This window comes from Desulfobulbus alkaliphilus (genome assembly GCF_016918545.1).
Classification (GTDB): domain Bacteria; phylum Desulfobacterota; class Desulfobulbia; order Desulfobulbales; family Desulfobulbaceae; genus Desulfobulbus; species Desulfobulbus alkaliphilus.
On the sequence record NZ_JAFFQC010000017.1, the window covers coordinates 32,004 to 52,070 of the forward strand.

20 protein-coding genes are annotated in these 20,067 nt (G+C 52.9%); 8 read left to right on the plus strand and 12 right to left on the minus strand.

What is annotated here, in order from left to right; translation table 11 throughout:
* The first annotated feature begins 72 nt into the window (after window positions 1-72).
* Entirely contained in the window at window positions 73-705 is a 633-nt protein-coding gene (locus JWG43_RS10415; RefSeq protein WP_205242861.1) for a M15 family metallopeptidase, read from the plus strand.
* 183 nt (window positions 706-888) lie between these two features.
* Here the strand turns inward: JWG43_RS10415 and JWG43_RS10420 are convergent, their stop codons facing one another.
* The 8 genes from JWG43_RS10420 to JWG43_RS10455 form a co-directional block, all read right to left on the minus strand.
* Window positions 889-1,248 (minus strand): NifB/NifX family molybdenum-iron cluster-binding protein, encoded by a 360-nt coding sequence (locus JWG43_RS10420; RefSeq protein ID WP_205242862.1) that lies wholly within the window; start codon window positions 1,246-1,248, stop codon window positions 889-891.
* 23 nt (window positions 1,249-1,271) lie between these two features.
* Window positions 1,272-1,646, minus strand: coding sequence for a NifB/NifX family molybdenum-iron cluster-binding protein (locus JWG43_RS10425; RefSeq protein WP_205242863.1), 375 nt, complete (start codon window positions 1,644-1,646; stop codon window positions 1,272-1,274).
* A gap of 246 nt (window positions 1,647-1,892) precedes the next feature.
* A complete protein-coding gene (locus tag JWG43_RS10430; protein WP_205242864.1) occupies window positions 1,893-2,798 on the minus strand; it encodes a 4Fe-4S binding protein in 906 nt (301 codons plus the stop codon).
* 130 nt (window positions 2,799-2,928) lie between these two features.
* A complete protein-coding gene (locus tag JWG43_RS10435) occupies window positions 2,929-3,771 on the minus strand; it encodes an ATP-binding protein (RefSeq protein WP_205242865.1) in 843 nt (280 codons plus the stop codon).
* On the minus strand, window positions 3,768-4,169 hold the full coding sequence (locus tag JWG43_RS10440; RefSeq protein ID WP_205242866.1) for a response regulator: 402 nt from the start codon (window positions 4,167-4,169) through the stop codon (window positions 3,768-3,770). The genes JWG43_RS10435 and JWG43_RS10440 overlap by 4 nt, the downstream gene beginning before the upstream one ends.
* Window positions 4,170-4,256: 87 nt before the next feature.
* On the minus strand, window positions 4,257-4,529 hold the full coding sequence (locus JWG43_RS10445) for a hypothetical protein (protein ID WP_205242867.1): 273 nt from the start codon (window positions 4,527-4,529) through the stop codon (window positions 4,257-4,259).
* Between the two features lie 43 nt (window positions 4,530-4,572).
* Entirely contained in the window at window positions 4,573-5,106 is a 534-nt protein-coding gene (locus JWG43_RS10450; protein ID WP_240193527.1) for a NifB/NifX family molybdenum-iron cluster-binding protein, read from the minus strand.
* 165 nt (window positions 5,107-5,271) lie between these two features.
* A complete protein-coding gene (locus JWG43_RS10455; protein WP_338033258.1) occupies window positions 5,272-6,654 on the minus strand; it encodes a sigma-54 interaction domain-containing protein in 1,383 nt (460 codons plus the stop codon).
* Window positions 6,655-7,045: 391 nt separating this feature from the next.
* On the opposite strand from JWG43_RS10455, the gene JWG43_RS10460 reads away from it, so the two are divergent.
* Both JWG43_RS10460 and JWG43_RS10465 read left to right on the plus strand, forming a co-directional pair.
* Window positions 7,046-7,390 (plus strand): CidA/LrgA family protein, encoded by a 345-nt coding sequence (locus JWG43_RS10460; RefSeq protein ID WP_205242870.1) that lies wholly within the window; start codon window positions 7,046-7,048, stop codon window positions 7,388-7,390.
* Window positions 7,383-8,099 carry an LrgB family protein gene (locus JWG43_RS10465; RefSeq protein ID WP_205242871.1) on the plus strand — a complete coding sequence of 239 codons (717 nt, stop codon included), beginning with the start codon at window positions 7,383-7,385 and terminating at the stop codon, window positions 8,097-8,099. Before JWG43_RS10460 ends, JWG43_RS10465 begins: the two co-directional genes overlap by 8 nt.
* A 155-nt stretch (window positions 8,100-8,254) precedes the next feature.
* Here the strand turns inward: JWG43_RS10465 and JWG43_RS10470 are convergent, their stop codons facing one another.
* The 4 genes from JWG43_RS10470 to JWG43_RS10485 form a co-directional block, all read right to left on the minus strand.
* Window positions 8,255-10,660, minus strand: a complete 2,406-nt coding sequence (locus tag JWG43_RS10470) for a glycoside hydrolase family 65 protein (RefSeq protein WP_205242872.1) — start codon at window positions 10,658-10,660, stop codon at window positions 8,255-8,257.
* A 225-nt stretch (window positions 10,661-10,885) separates the two neighbouring features.
* Window positions 10,886-11,728, minus strand: coding sequence for a trehalose-phosphatase (gene otsB, locus JWG43_RS10475; RefSeq protein ID WP_205242873.1), 843 nt, complete (start codon window positions 11,726-11,728; stop codon window positions 10,886-10,888).
* Between the two features lie 50 nt (window positions 11,729-11,778).
* Window positions 11,779-13,014, minus strand: a complete 1,236-nt coding sequence (locus JWG43_RS10480; protein WP_205242874.1) for a glycosyltransferase — start codon at window positions 13,012-13,014, stop codon at window positions 11,779-11,781.
* Window positions 13,015-13,057: 43 nt separating this feature from the next.
* On the minus strand, window positions 13,058-13,699 hold the full coding sequence (locus JWG43_RS10485) for a DUF5752 family protein (RefSeq protein WP_205242875.1): 642 nt from the start codon (window positions 13,697-13,699) through the stop codon (window positions 13,058-13,060).
* Window positions 13,700-14,027: 328 nt separating this feature from the next.
* On the opposite strand from JWG43_RS10485, the gene JWG43_RS10490 reads away from it, so the two are divergent.
* The 5 genes from JWG43_RS10490 (at window position 14,028) to JWG43_RS10510 (ending at window position 19,783) form a co-directional block, all read left to right on the plus strand.
* Window positions 14,028-14,975, plus strand: a complete 948-nt coding sequence (locus tag JWG43_RS10490) for a LytS/YhcK type 5TM receptor domain-containing protein (protein ID WP_205242876.1) — start codon at window positions 14,028-14,030, stop codon at window positions 14,973-14,975.
* Window positions 14,972-16,444 carry a PAS domain S-box protein gene (locus JWG43_RS10495; protein WP_205242877.1) on the plus strand — a complete coding sequence of 491 codons (1,473 nt, stop codon included), beginning with the start codon at window positions 14,972-14,974 and terminating at the stop codon, window positions 16,442-16,444. Before JWG43_RS10490 ends, JWG43_RS10495 begins: the two co-directional genes overlap by 4 nt.
* Window positions 16,404-16,916, plus strand: coding sequence for a response regulator (locus JWG43_RS10500; protein ID WP_371925173.1), 513 nt, complete (start codon window positions 16,404-16,406; stop codon window positions 16,914-16,916). The genes JWG43_RS10495 and JWG43_RS10500 overlap by 41 nt, the downstream gene beginning before the upstream one ends.
* 1,069 nt (window positions 16,917-17,985) lie before the next feature.
* Window positions 17,986-19,014 (plus strand): CoA transferase subunit A, encoded by a 1,029-nt coding sequence (locus JWG43_RS10505; RefSeq protein ID WP_205242879.1) that lies wholly within the window; start codon window positions 17,986-17,988, stop codon window positions 19,012-19,014.
* A gap of 1 nt (window position 19,015) precedes the next feature.
* Window positions 19,016-19,783 (plus strand): CoA-transferase subunit beta, encoded by a 768-nt coding sequence (locus JWG43_RS10510; protein WP_205242880.1) that lies wholly within the window; start codon window positions 19,016-19,018, stop codon window positions 19,781-19,783.
* The last annotated feature ends 284 nt before the right edge of the window (window positions 19,784-20,067 follow it).

Genomic DNA, 20,067 nt, shown 5'->3' on the forward strand with positions numbered 1-20,067 from the left:
GAGCCAATCCCAAACAAGACGGACCCCCAGGTATCCCATTCCCTGCCAATGGATAAGGCTTCAGGGGAAGTCATGCTCATTGACGGCATCGTCTATCCTATTCCTCCTCCCTGGGCCGGCAACAAGATAGAGCCTTCTGGTAATGTTGTTGAAAAATTACGGAAAATACCCCGGGAATTGACCCATGATCGCACCGAGATCTATCTTCATGAAAAAGCCGTGGCGCCGCTCAAGGCCATGACATCGGCGGCGGCGGAGGAAGGAGTCGCCCTTGAGGTGCATTCCGGATACCGCAGCGCTCGATATCAGAGAACGATCATCAAGCAACTCATGGCCAGAGGCAGGACTTTCGACGACATCATCCGCTATGTCGCGCCGCCAGGGTATTCCGAGCATATGCTGGGAACGGTGGTTGATTTTTATCCGAGCAACTGGACCTTTGTCGATACAGAGGCCTACCAGTGGCTGCGCCTACATGCAGGAGAGTACGGGTTTATTGAAACCTATCACCAGAACAACCGCACCGGACATCCCTGGGAACCCTGGCATTGGAAATATGAGCCACCTCCGGGTGTGCCAGTCCTCTTTTCCGATGCCCCCATGAAAACAGGCCGGACCGAATCGGAACCCCCGGGTTCTTCGTTCTCTGCCCAGCCCTCTACTCCAAACAAAACTTCAATAGATTATGAAGAAAATGACCGTTGACCGAGTGCAGGTTAAAGATTGACAAACCCGGAACCCTGTACCAGCAAAAACTACCGCCTGAATCCGTGACGGCTGGACTCTTGTTTTGAATATATCTCACTGTAATCATTTTTATAATTTCAGCAGAATCCTTAAAGAGAACCTTCACCAGCCGCCCTTCGGGGCATCCGCTCACGGATCCGGCTACCAGTGAGCCTCCTTGTTGGCCGCCGTGGCAAAAGTTACCTGGCCATCCTTGAAGGCCTGTACTGCCTCGCGAACCGTGCCGGAAGTGTCACTGACCACTTTGATTCCAGCAGCTTCCAGGGTCATAAAGGCCTTGGGGCCGCAATATCCGGTCATGAGCACCGAGGCCCCTTTGTCGCTCACCATGGTGGCCGCCTGGATGCCCGCTCCCTTGAAGGCATTGACATTTATCGAATTATCCACCACCTCAAACTCCAGGGTTTCCGTGTCAACAATGAGAATATAGGGAGCGCGACCGAAACGGGGATCCATTTCACTGTCGAGGTTGAGACCTTTTGATGTGACTGCAATTTTCATGGTTTACTCCTTGCCGAGCGCGGTCAGCGACCGCCACCGCCACAGACCTGATGGTCGGTGATTTTCTGCAGAGCACCAGCAAGGAAATCCTCAACCACGGGGCGGATCTCAGCTCGCTCCCCGTCGTGGTAGACTTCTATGCCCACCTGCCTGAAACCCATCAGCGGTCGCATACCGATACCGCCCACCACCAGGGCATTCACTCCGGCTTCAGCCAGCAGATTGACCGGCACCATGCAACCACCCTGGACATGCTCACGATTGGCCAGGATTGAGACCTGTTTGATCTGACCATTCTCGACGTCAATGCAGGTAAAAACATCGCAGTGACCGAAATGCCCTGCCCTCATGCCATCTAATCCGCCGTTACCCTCTGAAGGGATTGCCACGCGCACCATTGTCCTACTCCTTTTGATCTTTCTTACTCCTCAATCCGTGACGACAGGAATCTTGTTGGGAATATATTTTTTAATCAGATTATAAATGCGGCGACTTTTCTTGTACTGTGCCGTCACCCGCCGCCCTTCGGGGCGTCCGTTCGCACGCCGTTTTCATTGCCCGTACATGTCCGATACAGTGTCCTTTTTCATCGAACGGTCACCAACAACAAAGCTGACGCGCGGACGAACGCTCACAAATCCAGATTATTGAATTGTTGTTTTAAAATCCACAATCCCAAGCGGGTTCATGGAGGGAGAGCTGATGATTTTTTTCCAGGTTGCTCTGATCCGATCCTGGGTCATACCCTGTTCACGGTATTCAAAGATGGTTTTTCCTGCCACCATGGCATGGGTAAACACCGAATCAAACGGAATTCGGCCCAGGAGGATAATATTATGCTGCTCTGCCATTGCCTCGATCGCTTCGGTCATTTCGATATTGAGATCATACTTATTGACACAGACCATGCCCGGTATCCGGAAATGAGCGGCAAGTTCCACCACCCGCTCCATATCGTGCAGGCCGGATACCGTTGGTTCAACCACGATCACCAGAACCGTAGCCCCACCGATGGCAGCTATCACCGGGCATCCTATTCCAGGCGGGCCATCGGTCAGTATCAGGTCGCATTGCCGTTCTTCCGCCAGTTGACGGGTTGCCTTGCGCACCAGACTGACCAGCTTACCTGAATTTTCCTCGGCAATGCCAAGGCGGGCATGGACCATGGGACCGAATCGGGTTGCAGAAATATACCATTCACCGCAACGCTGTATCGGAAAATCGATGGCCGTAACCGGACAGAAATCAACACAGACCCCGCATCCCACGCACCGGATGAGGTCGACCTGGAACCGATCGGTGATGGCTCCGAATCGGCACAGATCCAGACAGACCCCGCATCCGGTGCATGTGTCGGGACGAATAGAAGCCTTGCCGCCGCCCATGAAATCGCTTCGTTGGCGGACCTGCGGTTGCATCAACAGGTGCAGGTCAGCGGCATCAACGTCGGCATCACAGAGAATACTGTTTTCTGCCAGAGCGGCAAAAGCAGCGGCCAAACTTGTTTTACCGGTCCCGCCCTTGCCGCTGATGATTACTATTTCACGCATGATACTCCTTTCCTCTCCCCTGGATCCGTGACGGCTGGACTCTTGTTTAAATATATCTTTTTGTAATCATGTTTTAATTATAGCGAAATCCTTGACAATAACCTTCACCAGCCGTTCACGGATTCAGGATTCAGGTTTCCGCAAGAACGCCGGTTATATCCAAGAACAGCCGCCGAAATTTTTCCCTCCACTCCGGTATTTCTTCAACAACCATTTTGCCTCTGGAATAAATTTCGGCAATTCGGCGTTCAAATGGGATGGTTAACAATATCGGGATGTTTTCACTTTGCGCATACGCGAAGACTTTTTCATCGCCGATATCGGCCCTGTTGACCACCAATCCACAGGGGATACCGAGCACTCGCACGGCTTCCACCGCCAACCGCAGATCATGAAGACCGAAGGGGGTCGGTTCAGTGACCAGAAGAATGAAGTCTGCGCCATGCATGGCGGCGATCACAGGGCAGGAGGTGCCAGGCGGCGCATCGACAATGGTGATCAGCTGGGGATCAGCAGCATCCCGTACCCGATGGATCAGAGGCGGCGACATGGCCTCACCTACCCGCAATCGGCCATTAATGAAGCGGATGCCGTTGCTGGTTCCGAAGTTGAGGGTTCCCAGTTCCCGGCCGGTTTCCGTGATCGCCCCTTCAGGACAAACCAGCATGCAGCCCCCACAGCTATGACAGAGTTCTGGAAAGACAAGCACTGTGTCCTTGAGAACAGCAAGCGCGTTGAATCGGCAAATTTCCGCACATTTTTTACAAAAGGTGCATTTTTCCATATCAACCTGAGGAACCGGCGTTTCCACCCGTTCAGTTCGCTGCAGAATCGGATGGAGAAAAAGATGGGCATTGGGTTCCTCGACATCACAGTCGAGCAATTCAACATCTGCCCCCAGTGCGAGAGCCAGATTGGTGGCCACGGTTGTCTTGCCGGTTCCACCCTTGCCGCTGGCAACACTGATGATCATGATGCCACCGCCCTGTTCGGTTCGACCTGCATCAGTCCAGTAATCTTTTCGATCACGGCAAGCAGTGCTTCTGCTTCTTTTTCCCCAGGATGAGGCGGTAATTGCATCAACACACCGAGTCCTTCGGTGGCTTCATGAAAATCAGCTTCCGAAAGAGTTCCGACAATGGCGGTATTGACCAATGGGTTGACCTGGACCAGCCGCTGGACAAATTCGATTCCGCTCATATCATCGAGCTGCTGGTCGACAATAACCAGATCCATGGTCATTCCCTGGAGCTGTTTCAGACCGGAGGACCCAGTTGCGGCCGGCATAAACCGGACATCCTGCTTCCGCCGCAAACGATCAACCAACAGAGCAAAGCGGGAAAAGTCCTTGGCAACAAATAAAATGATCAAAAGAATCCTCTTTATACCTGGACCAGTTGGTCAAGAGGCCAGCCGGTCGATTATCGTGTTGAAGCGGGGTTTCAGGGCAGGAGCTGATCAGCGTTGCCCACTTCTCCGTTGACCGCTGTTGCGTCTGCCTCGACCAAGGCCGCGACCCATGCCTCTGCCCTGTCCTCTGCCAGGTCCCTGTCCCTGACCTTGCCAGGTCGTGCGGGCCTGAGCAGCTTCCTGCTGGGCCTGCTCCTGATCCCTTGGTCCTTCCTGTTGGGATTGGGCGGTATCCGTGGAACCGTTCTGACGGCAGAGACCTTGCTGTCTACCAGTGAGCGGACCGTTACCCAAAGGCCCTCTTCGATTCATTCCAGGCATATTCGTACCTCCATTGTTAGAGTTGGTTTTATATTAATTCTGTTCAGGTTTCATCCACCAGCCTTGCGGATGGATCCGGAGCGAGCGGACCGTATTTCTTGTCTTCATCCTTTCTCTCAGTTGTCATCTGAGACCTTCGCTGCCCCCGTGCATACTGTCCTCTTCTTGGGGATTGTTTGATTTCTCGTCCACGACGGATTTTTCCCTGACAGCAGATGTGTTTTCCGCAACCCGGCATGGTGAATTCACCCCGCAACGACTTTCCCCGCGCATACCTGGTCAGGACTCGGCGAAAATTTCCGGCAACAAAGGGAATCAGCTCAAAACCAGCTGTCTCAAGCATGCTTGCCGGTCCTTCGCAAACAGCGCCGCAGATAATTACCATGACCTTATGTGCTCGAAGCAACTGAATAAATTCCACCAGTCGGCCGGGGTCAAAATGCAGATACGAGGAATTGACGATCTCGGTTCCGTGAACCTCAGCGATAAAGAGTGTACGTGCTGAGTCAAACACCGGTGATATCCGATGGCCCCACACAGTCACAGCAATTGTTCGGCACGAGTTTTCCTGTTGCATGCCCTTCTTTATCCAAAAGCTGTGCCTGATATACGTTTTCTCAGAAAATAACTTTTCTTTCTGGAATTAGGGCTTTTTTTTGCTGGTACTTCTTTTGGATCAGAATTTCTGAAAGAAAGGGTCGCACCAAGGGAACCCTGTGCGACTGTAAGGGTGCTGATTACGCTACTCTGTATGCGGAGACGTTGACGAGCGACCGTCAACCGGGGGGAGCATGAGGTTGAGTTTTTTCAACTTACGAAACAGGGTACTTTTATGCATGCCCAAATCCCGGGCGGCGGCCAGCCGGTTGTACCCATTCCGTCGCAGGGCCTCGCCTATTACCTCTGCTTCGGTGGCCTGTTGAGCTGCCTGCAACTGTGACGCAGGCCTTTTCTTTTCAGGCTGGGTCAGATGTGTTGGCAGATGCTGAGGATGAATCTCCCCCTGGGTGCAGAGAATAAAGGCATGTTCGATGATATTTTCCAGTTCTCTGATATTTCCAGGATACTCATGGCGCATCAAACACTCCATAGCCTCGGCACTGATACCGCTCACCGTCTTGCCGCGGAGCCGGTTCATTTTATCGATGAAGCGTTCGATCAGCAGCGGTATATCTTCTTTTCGGTCAAGCAGGGGTGGCAGGCGAATGCGAACGATATTGATTCGATAATAGAGATCCTGACGGAACCGTCCCTGTTCAACCAGAGATTCGAGATCCTGATTGGTAGCCGCAAGGATGCGGACATCGGCCCGATACTGACGCACATCACCCAGCATCTGAAACGTTCGCTCCTCCAGGACCCGTAAAAGTTTGACCTGAAACGCAGGGCTGGTTTCTCCCAGCTCGTCAAGCAGGATAGTACCACCCTGGGCCACGGCAAAATATCCCGGCTTATCACGCACCGCGTTTGTAAAGGCGCCGGCTTTATATCCAAAGAGTTCCGATTCCAGCAGGGAATCAGGTAAGGCGGCACAATTGATGGCCACAAAGGGTTTATTTTTTCGGGTCGACTGGTCATGGAGGGCTTTAGCGAGCATCTCCTTGCCGGTGCCGGTTTCACCCTCGATGAGGACAGTGGAGTCGCTCACAGCGATTCTGGGGAGTACAGTAAAGATTTTTTTCATCAGGTGGCTGCGACTGACCATATCGCCCTGACGGAAACTATCACTCAATTCACGGCGTAATTCCTCCACCACCGTATTGTCGCGAAAGGTTTCCACCCCACCAAGAACAACACCTTCCTCGTTGACAAGGGGCGCGGTGGACACATCAATGGGAATACGCTGTCTGTTACTGTTGATGATATAGGTAGAGGTACTGACAAAGGATCTGCCCTCCTGCATGGTTCGGCGCAGAGCACAATCTCCCTCGCACATGTTCGACCGAAAGACCTCCCAGCAGAAACGTCCGATTGCCTCCGCTCGAGGGACACCGGTTATTTCCTCAGCGGCCCGATTGAACGAGGTGATTCTCCACTCATGATCAACCGTGAATACCCCGTCGGAAATGCTTTCCAGGATGGTATTGGTGACATCCCCGGCATGCTTGGTCCTCTCTTTTTTCACAACCTGCCTCGTTGTTGTCCATTCCTGACACATTGGGCATCTCCCTACGCCCCTTAAAGAAAACCTCGCCTTAATCAGGAGATACTCCATCGTTTGCCGGGCTGCGTTGCGGCCCCGTTTTCCCTTTCTTTGTAATCAGCCCCGATACTTCTGGCAACCATTGATGCACCAGGTCATTTTGCCAACTCCATCGAGGCTGCTGACAGAAAGCGCCGTACGATCAGAGGGGTTGTCACTGTCCGGTTTATCAATCCCCTCACGTATCAGGTTCGTGCATAAAGACCTTTACAGGCAACCGGCTGTTTTGTAAGACTTCTTGTATCGGTGGCCAGCAAATCGCCATAAAAAGGCACAAATATCTGCCTTGTTCTGTTCGTAGCAGGGAGGAGTGATGATTGTCGGATTATCGATTATTTTTATCTGCCTGTTGCTTGGTGAAGGCGTGGCTCATGTGTTGAGCCTGCCGATCCCGGGTAATGTCATTGGTATGGTCATCCTGACCACGGCGCTTATGCTCGGCATTGTCCGCCTGGAGCAGGTCAAACCGGTGGCCGATGGCCTGCTTAAATACCTTGCCCTGCTGTTTGTGCCGCCTGGGGTGGGTCTGCTGCTCTACGGTGAAGTCCTCAAAGCTTCCTGGCTGGCCATCGGAGTCAGTCTGGTTGTCAGCACGGTTATCGTCCTCGGTACGGTGGGTTTGCTCCAACAATACCTGGAACGCCGCCGCCATGAATGAAATCCTGACCTCACCAACCTTTGCCATCGCCACCACCCTGGTCACCTACTGGGCAGCACAGAAAATATACGAGCGCTGGAACTTCCCTTTTCTTAATCCGGTCTTGATCACGATTCTGGCCCTGATGGGCCTGCTCAAAGGACTGCAGATCCCGTATGAGCGGTATGAGGCCGGCGGTCAATACATCAGCTTCTGGCTGGGGCCGGCTGTGGTTGCCCTGGGGGTACCTCTGTACCAGCACATGGAGACCATCAAAAAACGGGGTATAGCGATCAGTTGTTCCATCCTGGCCGGCAGCATCATCGGTATCCTCACGGCCGCCGGTCTGGCCGGTCTGCTGGGTGCCAGTGACCTCATCATAATCTCCATGGCTCCCAAATCAGCGACCACCCCGATTGCCATGGGGATTGTTGAAAAACTCCAGGGCATTCCTTCATTGACCGCCGCCATAGTAGTCATCACCGGGGTTTTAGGAGCCGTAATTGGCCCCTTTGTTCTGCGCTGCCTTGGTGTTGTCAGCCCCACAGCCTTCGGTCTGGCCATGGGAGCCGCCGCCCATGGCCTGGGTACGGCGCGAGCCCTCGAGGAAGGAGAAACGCAAGGGGCGATGAGCGGTCTGGCCTTGTGCGTGAACGGGATCATGACAGCGATTTTCACCCCGATCCTGCTCAAAGTACTCCTGGCCGCTTTCAACAACCTGAATCCGTGACGACTGCACGGTGAAATAGAGTGGCAGGCCGGCACGGCACGGGCTGGCCGGTTTTGGAGATAATATTTCAGCCTCCCCCGGACTGTATCAATTACAAATACGGTGGATATACACAGGCGCTGATCATCGGGAACAGGACTGATGATGATGTTCTTTCAGTATCCCCCCGGTCCCAAGCCGAAGGTCAAAGTATCCCCGGGGCTGAGTTGATAAATTTTGCCTTGAAACGAGATCTTGGTTGTTTCCAGGTCACACTGATCACAGGCAATGGTGACAGATTCCTGAGTTGCGGCAATGTCGAACCAGTTGCCCCGGTATTTGATCCGCATGGACAGCCGGGGCAGTCCCTGGGGAATGCTCGGGTGCAGATAGAGCACATCGTCATGAAACTCCAGTCCTGTATAGCAGCGCTGAAGAATATCCACGGTCCCGGCCATGGCGCCGAGATGGATTCCTTCATGGGTCGTTCCCCCCTGGATGTCGGAAATATCACTTTCCAACGCCTTCTGAAACAGTTCCCAGGAACCCTGCCGCTTTGATCTGGCCAACACCCAGGAATGGACAATATTGCTCAAGGTCGAACCATGGGAACTTCTCTGCAGATAGTATTCGATGTTGCGGGGAATGGATTCCGGTGCGAAATCATAGCCCATCAGCGCGAAGAGGTCCTGAATTTCATCGGCGGAAAAAAGATAGAAAAGCATGAGTACATCAGCCTGCTTGGATACCTTATAGCGGTTGGGCGTGTCCCCCTCTGCTTCGAGAATACGGTCCAGGCGATGAATATTCCCATATTTGTTCCGGTAGGCCTGCCAATCAAATTCGCGAAGCTGATCGTACCCTTCGAACTGACTGATAATGCCCTCTCCATGAAAAGCGACGCGCATCTTTTTGATGATATCCTGCCAGCGCGCCAACTCCTTCTGATGTACCCCCAGGGTCTGCAGTAATTCTCCCCGCCTCTGCGGAGCAAGGGCCTCGATGGCTTTCAGAGCGGTTCGCAGCACATAAACGGTCATGACATTGGTGTAGGCATTGTTGTCAAGGCCCGGGGTTTCCGCATCCGGATATCCATCATGGTATTCATCGGGCCCCATGACCCCGAGAATCTCATAACGGTCCAGTTCCTGATTGAACGTTGTCAGTGCAGACAGGAATCGGGCAATCTCGAGAATCATCTCCGCACCGTAGGTGGCGAGAAATTCACGGTCACCGGTGGTCTTGTAATACTGCCAGACATTGTAGGCGATGGTATTGTTGACATGGCGCTGCAAATGGGTGTTATCCGGCAACCACCGCCCCGATTTAGGATTCAGGTGGAGATGCTGGGTTTCTTCGCGGCCGTTGCTGCCGCTCTGCCATGGATAGAGGGCTCCGCAAAGTCCCACAGTCCGCGCCTCGAGCCGGGCTCGATCAAGCCGCCGGTACCGGTACAGTAACAGCGATCGGGTCAGCGAGGGTATCCTCAGGTTGAGATAGGGAAAAATAAAGAGTTCATCCCAGAAGATATGCCCCCGGTAGGCCTCCCCGTGCCATCCCCTGGCCGGGGTGCCCACATCCAGATCAATGGAGTTTCTTGACACGGTCTGCAGCAGATGGAAGATATGCAGCCGCAGGATCATCTGCGCCCGGTCACTACGTTCAAGACGGATGTCGCATCGATTCCAGAGATGTCCCCACTGCAGCACATGACTCTGAAGAAGTTGATCGAATCCCTCGGCACTGCCAACGGTGTCCACGGCATCCAGAGCGGGCTCGGCAACGGCACAATCTCGGGAGGTGAAAAAAGAGACAACCTTCTCGATGCGAATAGCTTGCTTTTCGACTGCATCGACGAGAATATCATGGCCGATGTACCCGGGACGCATGACCAATTTTCGATCCGCTTCGAGCACCTGTTGTTCGCTGAAAACCCGAATTCTCGCCGCCTGGGCTACCCGCAGTCGTGATTGATTGGTTTCCACCAGCAGACAGATGGTTTCGTCGTCAACAGCCTCGCTGCGTACAGGATCGAGATGTTTACCGTTGAGCTGCTGGTACCTTTCCACCCCGGCATTGATCACAGTGCCATCAAGACTGGAATGCACCTCGAAGCGTCCTGACCAGTTTTCAGCCACCAGAACCGTGTCCAGGGCGGCAAGGTGCATACGGCCCATATGGACAAAGCGCCGTTGTACCAGGGTGGTTTCCCTTCCCTGCTTATCCTTGCAGCGTATAGTCCGTCGCAAGACCCCCTGTTGCAGATCAAGTTCCTGACGATAAAAAAGAACATCAACCGAGCGGAGATTGAACCAGTCCCCCCCCTCGGGCCGGAACTTGGTTACCAGCCAGTTGGGCATGTTGACCAGATCTTCATTTTCGATGACCCGACCGGCAATCCTGGTCTGCAGGCGGTTGTAGCCTCCGGCGAGATAGGTGCCGGGGTAATGTATAGCAGAGGCTTCGGACTCAGGAGCCGCGCCCCGGGTCGCAAAATACCCGTTCCCCACGGTGCAGAGGGCCTCGCGAAGCCCTTCCTCCTCAGAGTCAAATCCTTCATAGACCAGTGTCCAGGTACTCATGGTGACCTCCTCCCTGAATCCGTGACGGTTGGGCTCTTGTTTCGGTTATATCTTTCTGTAATCATATTATAATTGCAGCGGAACCATTGACAATACCTTTCACCAGCCGCCCTTCGGGCCATCCGTCCGCACGCCATCTTCATTGCCCGTGTCCGTCCGATAAAGTGCACTTTAATCGAACGGCCACGAACAACGAAGCTGACGCACGGACGAACGCTCACGGATTCAGGCTCCTCTTGAATCCGTGATGGCTGGACGGTTCATGCATAAAGGGATCAGCTGAAGGAGAAATCGGCGGACCTCATCGGGATCTCGGAGGACATGGGACGCAGCGGTAGCCGTGGGCCGCTCCTGAACCGCAATCCCGATCCCCCGGCCCGGCAGGGCTTTAAACCCGTCCTCGTCGGTAACATCGTCCCCGATATATATCGGCAACACCTCTTCCCGATCGAGCTGCAATGTCTGCAATAAAAACAAAAGCGCCTTGCCCTTGTGCCAATCCATTTTCGGCTGAACTTCGAAAATCTTTTTCCCGGAGGTTTTCTTCAAGGTTGGATGCCTGGCAATAAACGCATCAACAACCGCGGTAATATCATCTACCCTGTCTGGATCCACCAGGCGATAATGGATGGCAATGGCAAATTTTTTCCGTTCCACCAGCAGACCCGGTATTCTGTCGAGCTGGCGGCCAAGAACCTCTTCCGCCTGATCAAGATCTGGCAGGAACTCTTCCCCCTTCGCATGACCGGCCTGCACATCATCGGGGCCAGCAATATCAAACCCATGGCTTCCCGCATAGGCAATGTTGTCTATCCGCACTATTTCCCGCAGATCATCAAGATCCCTGCCGCTGATGATCCCCACAGGGCAGTGGCGAGCAAGTTCCTGCACCGCTTTCCGTACCTCTTCCGCCATAACTGCCTGAGTTGGGGTATCGACAATAGGAGTCAGCGTGCCATCGTAATCAAGAAAGACGGCAATGCGTTTCCCTTCAGCCCGGCGGACAATACCGTCCAAATCATCCAAAGCTGAAGGAAGGGTTGATCCTGATTGGTTGTCATGTGCCATCCTGTCCTCCTCGTACCGTCTGTACCGGTCGCTATTCCATCCCTCTGTACTCACATTTCTATGCGGTCGGCACTTTCGTGCATCATGGCGACCATGAGAATGAGGTATTCACGAAGATGTCGAGTCACCAGAAAATTCGTGAGCACATATTCCCTGGCTTTCCGCCCCATATTCTCCAGAATCTGTCGATTTTTCAGGAGATACCGTATTCGTAGCGCCGCCCCCTCAGGGGTGTTGACCAGAAAACCGGTATGGTGGTTGACGACCTGGAGACGAATACCACCGGTATCACCGCCAATAACCGGCTTGCCTTTCCACATCGCCTCGGTAACAGTCAGGCCGAACCCTTCTCTGATCGATTTCTGCACACAGACGGTAGCCGCTCGCTGGAGGGCGTTAATCTCTCGATGGGCATCGGAAGGGAGCAGCAGAATATGAATATCCGGATCGTTCTTGGCTGCCATCCGCACCTCGTGAAGAACCTGGTCGCCCTCAGGGTCATCGGCGGCCCCACCACCGGCCAGCACCAGTTGTACAGGTGTGAAAGCCTTGATCAGGCGGTAGGCCTCAATAACCCCCAGGGGATCCTTGAAATGGTCGAATCGGGACACCTGGAGGATGAGTGGCAGGTCAGGATTGAGACCGTACCGGGCAAAGACACCATTGACCTCTGTCGTCGGCAATTCGATGTTTTTCGGGCTGAGAGGGTCGATACTGGGAGCAATGAGATAGAGCGGATGAGGCATGGGTTGGGCGAAATCCGCCAGGGACCAGATACTGGCATCATACCCCACCACGAATTTGCGCAGGTATTTCCATACGGTTCGGTACGGCCGACTCAGATCGATATGGCATCGCCACACCCATTTTCCTTTGCGATCGGGGCAGAAGTGCATTAGCGGAGCTGGTTGAGGATCATGAATAAAGACAAAATCCGCTTCTTTCAGAGTCCGTCGCATCCGATCGGCGTTTTCCGCATTGGTTCGTTCGTAGGTCACAAGCAATTCTTGAGGAATAACCAGCGGCTTTCCCTGCAAACCGTTGTGAAATTGTTTCGTGCATTGATAAAATCCCTGTTCACCAATGATCAATTCCCATTTGACATCGAGGCCCAATTCTTGCTTCAAAGGAACCAGCCAGCTGAGAATCTCCGCTACCCCGCCACCCTCGCGGGTAGAATTGACATGAACCACCTTCATGCCCTGCAAAGGACGGGCAAGTTGTCTGAGATGGTCAATGACAATATCTCCGACAATCTTTGCGTACCTCTCCAGTAAATTGCTCATGGCTGTTACTCTCCTTGAACGTACTCAACGTGCAGAATGAATATTAACTGGTGAAAACCGCCTCAAGCTCTCTGCGTAATGCGGCCAATGTTGTGAAGTACGGATCGATTCGGTTGATTCGTCTGGTCAGCTTAATGCAATCTGCCTCATCAAAGGAAGTAAACCACTCGACAAAATCATTTTTCCCTTGTCCTGTCCGCCGCCGTGCGTCTATAAAATGATAAAAAATTGAACCAAGGGACATTCTCGCGATCTGCTCGGCCATCTCGCTGGGATGGGTAATGCGGATGCCGGTATCGAAGACAACTATCTGTGAACGAATAAATTTGAACCGCTGACCGGAACGAACCCAGGGAACATGTTCACTTTCCGCCAGCCGTTCATCAATCACATCCGCCAGTTCACTCCGCAGTGCTTCCAGGTCCTGATACGCGGACGGATCGATAATTGCCAGCCGTTCCGCCAGCCGATTGTCATGAAGACACCTCCATGCCCAGGCGGCAAAGTCGTTCTGATATTCCGGTTCATCGAAACTGGAGCGCAACATGCCACCCCAGAAATGGTAATAAATGCAACCTGTGGGGACCATCTTGACGCGATCGCTCAATTCCCTGAGATTCTGGGCTTCTTCTCCGGTGGCGATCGAGATGAGCGCACAATCTTTGACCACAAACGAAGTGTCCATACCTTCCTCCCTCTTCTGGCAGACACTGGTTCGGCCACGTCGAGCCTGAGCAGCTTTTCCTGTTCAACGTTGAAAATGTCTATATGATGAACCAGATACTCTAAAAATACAACACAGGTGTTTTAGGTATAATATAGATATTAAAAATATCCAATAGGTTGCTGCACCAACTGCACATTGCACCTCCCCGCGGCTTGCGAACCTTACAGCCTCCGGGACCATCCACAGGCCCGGCCTCAAGCCTCTTTTTTCTCAGGTGCAAATGCCCGGTCGGTCTTGGCCGGAGCACCCGTCATACTTCTTTTGTTCATGAGAACGATAGCACAACATGATATATCTGGATCTTATTCTTAATCTGGCCCTGCTGGTTGCCCTGAGCGTGATTTCCGGTTTCATGGAGCAACGCTGGCCCCGCCAGACCTTGATAGGTATGGTTGCCCAGGGGTTGCTTTTCGGTATCGTGGCCGTGTTGGGCATGCTGCGCCCCCTGCACCTGGAACACGGTCTGTTTGTTGACGGCCGTTCGGTCATGGTCAGTCTCTGCGCTCTTTTTTACGGGCCGGTAGCGGCGGTCATCTCCGGTCTGATCACCATAATCTTTCGTATCTGGATGGGAGGGGTCGGGACCATCATGGGGGTCCTGGTCATTCTGTCTTCGGCTGTTATCGGCGTTCTTGTCCATGCACGTTTCCGCAAAAATCCAGTGGCCTGGAGTATTGGACACTTCTACCTCTTCGGAATCGCAGTGCATCTGCTCATGCTGGCCATGGCCTTTTCCCTGCCGCTGGATACAGCGATCACCACTCTTCAGGGCATCGGCATCCCGGTTCTGCTCCTCTACCCGCTGGCAACAATCCTGGCGGGAAAAATCCTTCTTGATCATGAATTCAAACTGCAATCCATCAATGAACTGCGGCAAACCAGAGAAGAATTGAGCACGACCCTGCGCTTCATCGACGAAGGCGTAATTTCCACGGACCTGTCCGGCAGGATCCTGTTGGTGAATCCAATGGCGGAACAACTCACCGGATGGCCACAGGATGCTGCCAAAGGAAAGCCTCTGGATGATGTTTTTCGTACCGTCGATCAACTGACCGGCGCTCCGGTGGCCAATACCGCCGCAGAAATTCTGGCAGGAGCGGCGACCGCCAGCGGTGATGATCATACCCTGCTGCTGGCGCGAAACGGAACAACCTGTCATATCGCCCAGAATGCGGCTCCCATGCGTGACCACCAGGGAGAGTCAAGGGAATCGTCCTGGCTTTTCGTGACGTGAGCGCTGAATACATTGCCCGCAAAAAAATACGCGAAAACGAACTCCTGTTCAGAAATCTCTTCGAGCGCCATGCCGCGGTCAAATTACTCATTGATCCCGAGACCGGAGCTATTCTTGAGGCAAACCGTGCCGCGGAACATTTTTACGGTTGGCAACGCGAACAACTGCAGGCCATGAATATCAGCGATCTGGGCAGCCCTCCTTTGGAAAAAATCGCCAACGATCAGGAAACTGACATCACCCCAGCGTTTTTTCACACCGCATCCCGTCATTGCCTTGCTGATGACACCTATCGGGACGTAGATGTGTATAACAGCATTATCGAGGTGGGAACCAAGTCCCTGCTCCATGCCATCATCCATGACGTTACCGGCAGGAAGGAAGCTGAAAAAGCTCTCCAGGAAAGTGAGGTCAATTATAAGTTTGTGGTCAGCGCTATGCAGGAAAGTCTGCTTGTTATCGATATGGACGGCACTATCCTCTTTGCCAACGACAAGGCTGCGATCAACTTCACCGGCGACGGTGGACCAACAGGAATTATCGGTAAAAATATCAGCGAACTGCTGCCAGAGGAAGACGCCCTCCGGCTGATTACGTCCTGTCGAGAGACCCTTGCCACCGGTGAAGGTGTTGTTCGTGAAGTACAATTGAAGCTGGCTCAGGGGGAACGATGGTTGCTCAATACCTTGCAGCCGCTCCGCTACGGCCGCGAACAACGCCGGGCGGTGCTCTCAATCGCCCTCGATATCACTGATCGTAAACAGGTTGAAGAGGAGAAAAAACACCTGCAGAATCAATTGATCCAAGCCCAGAAAATGGAATCGGTCGGGCGGTTGACAGGTGGTGTGGCCCATGATTTCAACAATATTCTCTCTGTGATCCTCGGGTATACGGAAATGGCTCTGCAGCAGGTGGACTCCCGTGGAAAGCTGCATGCGGATCTGACCGCCATTCACCAGGCTGCTTTGCGTTCCGCTGATATTGTCCGGCAGTTGCTGGCCTTTGCCAGTCAGCAGACCATCGCACCCCGACAGCTTGATCTCAACGTCACCGTAACAGACCTGTTGAACATGCTGCAGCGCTTGATCGGTGAGGATATCACGCTCTCCTGGAGACCGTCGGCCAAGCTGCCACCGGTGTGCATGGATCCGAGCCAGATCGATCAGATCCTGGTGAATCTCTGTGTCAATGCCCGCGATGCCATCGAGGAAATCGGCACCATCACCATCGAAACCGGGACAACCTATCTGGATGAAGAATCCTGTGCCGGTACCGCCGGATTTCTACCCGGAGAGTATGTGGTGCTCACCATCAGCGACGACGGTTGCGGCATGCACAGAGAACTCATCGATAAAATTTTCGAGCCCTTCTTCACCACCAAAGGGGGTCGGTGTCGGGACCGGCCTTGGATTATCCACGGTCTACGGGATCGTTCAACAGAACAATGGTTGTATCCATGTTGCCAGTGAGCCGGGTAATGGAACCACCTTCAGAATTTATCTGCCCTGTCATATTACGGACACGGGTGACTCGGTCCAGAAGGATGATCAACCAGCTTTTCAGCCGCGGAAGAGTCATGGAGAAACCATTTTGCTGGTGGAGGACAATGCCACCATTCTCGAAATGACAACGCTCATGCTCAAGGAACTCGGTTACCTGGTCCTGAGTGCCGGCAGTCCTCATGAAGCGCTGCGCATCGCCGCTGAGTATGCCGGTACCATCGACCTGCTTTTGACCGATGTGATCATGCCGGAGATGAATGGCCGGGAACTCTGTCAGCAACTCCTTGTGCTGTATCCGAAACTCAAAAAAGTCTATATGTCTGGATACACCGCTGATGTCATTGCTCATCATGGTATGCTTGACACCGGCATCAATTTTCTGCAAAAACCCTTTCTCCTGGGTGAGTTAGCCGTCAAGGTCCGCGAGGCCCTGGCCTGATCGGCTACAATCAAAGCACAGGGTAAACTGGCATTGCTCAGCGCATCCTCCGTGATGACCACCTTGCCCCAATCCTGGGCTGGATCAGTTTCAGGGAAAAGGATCTGGTGGCAATCATCGGCTCTGTTGCCGCCCGTACCGTCTTTCGTTCAACCTATCATCTCCCCGCAAAGCAGTGAGCAGTCGCGAGAGGCCTTTGCTTGAAAAAAGCTTTTATCAACAAGTTAGAAAAACCGATCAGGAAAAAAACAGTCAAGATTGAAAAATAGGTTGACATAACGACGGTTTTTTTGAATTGTTGGGGCAACAAAATTAAATACCACCGTGTGGACAGGAGCCAGCAATTCGGGCAGCTTTCGAACCTGCACCATGTTCGTCAGTGCATCCTGACAAAATCGTTCCACCGACCCTGTCGCACATCATCAGTTGCTTTACTATTTACAGCTTTATCGTTTGTTGCTTTACTGGTTCGCTTTACTGGTTGTCGCTACAATACTCACAAGCTCAGCAAATAACAAAGCATGCCAAACACTCCCTTCAATGTGATGATCCCGATCTTCCTGATCCTTCCCGCAAGGTTGGTACAATCAGGAGCTTCCCAATCTGCCATCACAACGTCTCTTCCAACATATACCCTTGTTGCTCCGACCGTGGTATTGTTCACTCTGACCTTGACAATCTACTGTCTTTTTCAACCATAAACCTTTTTTAAAGAGGTCTAGCGCAACCGAAACAAAAAAGCTTGGAGGTGCAGATGGTCATGGCTAATCATCAAGAACCCCGTTACTGTGATGACTGCGGCAAATCGAGGGATGAATGCGTACTCTGCGAACGCGCATGCATGTTGCCCAGCTGTGACAAATGCACCTTCACTGTACAACTTTATGGCACAGGCTGTGGAAACATCCACGTGTATCACTTATGTCGCCCTTGTTATGAAGGACGCATTGCAAGAGGTTATGTTGAACCCTAGATAAGGAGGTGTATGGGATTTTTACAAAAAATGATGGCATCGCTGTTCCAACCTAAACAGAAGAACGAGGATAAACCGAAGACCGAGGAGGGTTGCATGGACATTGACAAAAGGATGACACTCAAAGATGCAGTAGCAAAGTTCATCCAAGATGGAGACACGGTGTACTACGGGGGGTTCCAGATTCATGTCCCCATGGCGTTGACCCACGAAATCATCAGGCAGAAAAAAAGACACCTCACCACTGTTGAGTCATCAACGGATGTCGGTGGTCTGGATATTCTGGTGGGTGCCGGTTGTGTGACGGAAATCCACACCGCCTGGATCATGAACTGGTATGTAAAAGCGCCGTATGCCATTCGCCGGGCCTTCAACAAAGGTCACCTGAAAAGGCATGACATATCCAACTTCGGCGCCACCAGCGCTCTGATGGCTGGATTTCTTGGCATTCCCTTTATCCCCGTGCGTGGTAACATCGGTACGGACATGCCTATTCACAACCGCAAAGACATCAGATTCCTGGAAGATCCCTTCACCGGGGAAAAAATCACCGTAGTCCGGGCCTGGCGTGCTGACGTGGCGATTATCCATGCGCAGAAGGCCGATCGTCTGGGGAACGTTGTTTCCTATGGAACACGCGGTGTGACAGACGAATTTGGAGCCATGGGCACAAAACGCGGTGTCATCGTCACTGCTGAAGAGATTGTTGAGCCGGAAGAGATCAGAAGCGATCCCGACCGGGTCATTGTTCCCTACTTCAAAACCCTGGCTGTTGTCCATTGCCCCTGGGGCGCCCATCCCTCCGCCTGCCGCGGCTACTACGGTCTGGACATCCGTTTCAGCCAGTACCAGGGCAGATACGAGCGCCATGCAGAACTCCTGCCTGAATTCCTCGATGAGTGGGTCTACGGATGCAAGGATCACGCTGAGTACATTGAAAAATACAAAGAAAAATTCGGCCAGGAAGGTCTGGATCGACTGAAACCAACCCTTGGGTTCAAGCCAAAACTGGATATTGATTACGGCTACCACGATCCGGCAGTGTGGAAGGGGGTACCCTTATACAATGATGACCGCCTCAAAGCGTATGAAGAGGCACTCGCCGCAAAAAAAGGGGGGAACTGACATGACAGCTTTTAAACTGACCGAACTGATGTCCATCCGTTGCGCTAAGGAAATCATGGACGGAGAGGTTGTCTTCGTCGGTGTCGGCCTGCCGCTTGTTGTTGCCGGCTATGCCATGAAGACCCATGCCAAAAACATGATCATGTGCACTGAAGGTGGTGCTATCCGGGCCACCTCGCCTCCAGGCCTGGCCATCACCGTTGATGACCCGTGCCTGTTCACCAATGCCGACGCCACCTACGGTATGCTTGCCACCATGGCTGCCCTGCAGCGTGGTGAAATCGACGTTGCCTTTATCGGTGGTGCGCAGATCGATAAATTCGGCAACATCAACTCAACCGGTGTTGGCGACTGGGCCAAAAAGGAGAGTTTCACCTACTTCGCCGGCAGTGGCGGCGCCAATGACATGGCCACCTCCGGAAAACGTGTTCTTGGCATCCTGCCCCAGGACAAGAAGAAATTCGTTGAAAAAGTCGACTACATCACCACCCCCGGCTTTCTCGGTGGTCCTGGCCAACGGGAAAAACTCGGCATGATCGGTAATGGTCCCAGTTGTGTGGTCAGCACCATGGGTGTATATCGTTTCGACGAGGACACCAAGGAAATGTACCTTGCTGAGTACTTCCCCGGCCAGACCGTGGAAAAAATCAAGGAAAACTGCGCCTGGGATCTCAAAGTATCTCCCAATGTCATTGAAACACCTTCACCGACAGAGGAAGAGTTGCGCATCATCCGCGAAATTGATCCTACCGGTTTCTATCTCGGATAATTTAACTCATTTCATAGCCTGACCAGGAGGGCGACGTCGTAAGACGTTGCCCTCTTGGTGTTTGAGCTGATCATCTGCAAGACACCCTGCATAGAACTACCAGATAAGTATCCCTGCCAATTTCATTTCCCGCAAGATTATTTGCATCGTAACCACTCGTGTGGTACAAAAAATATTTGATTTTTCTGGTCCGCACATCCTTGTTTCAGCTCTTTTCCTGAAAAAACGCGACTGCTGCTGTCACGCGCAGAGTCAGGTCCCCTTCCCGCCGGTCACCGTTGCCA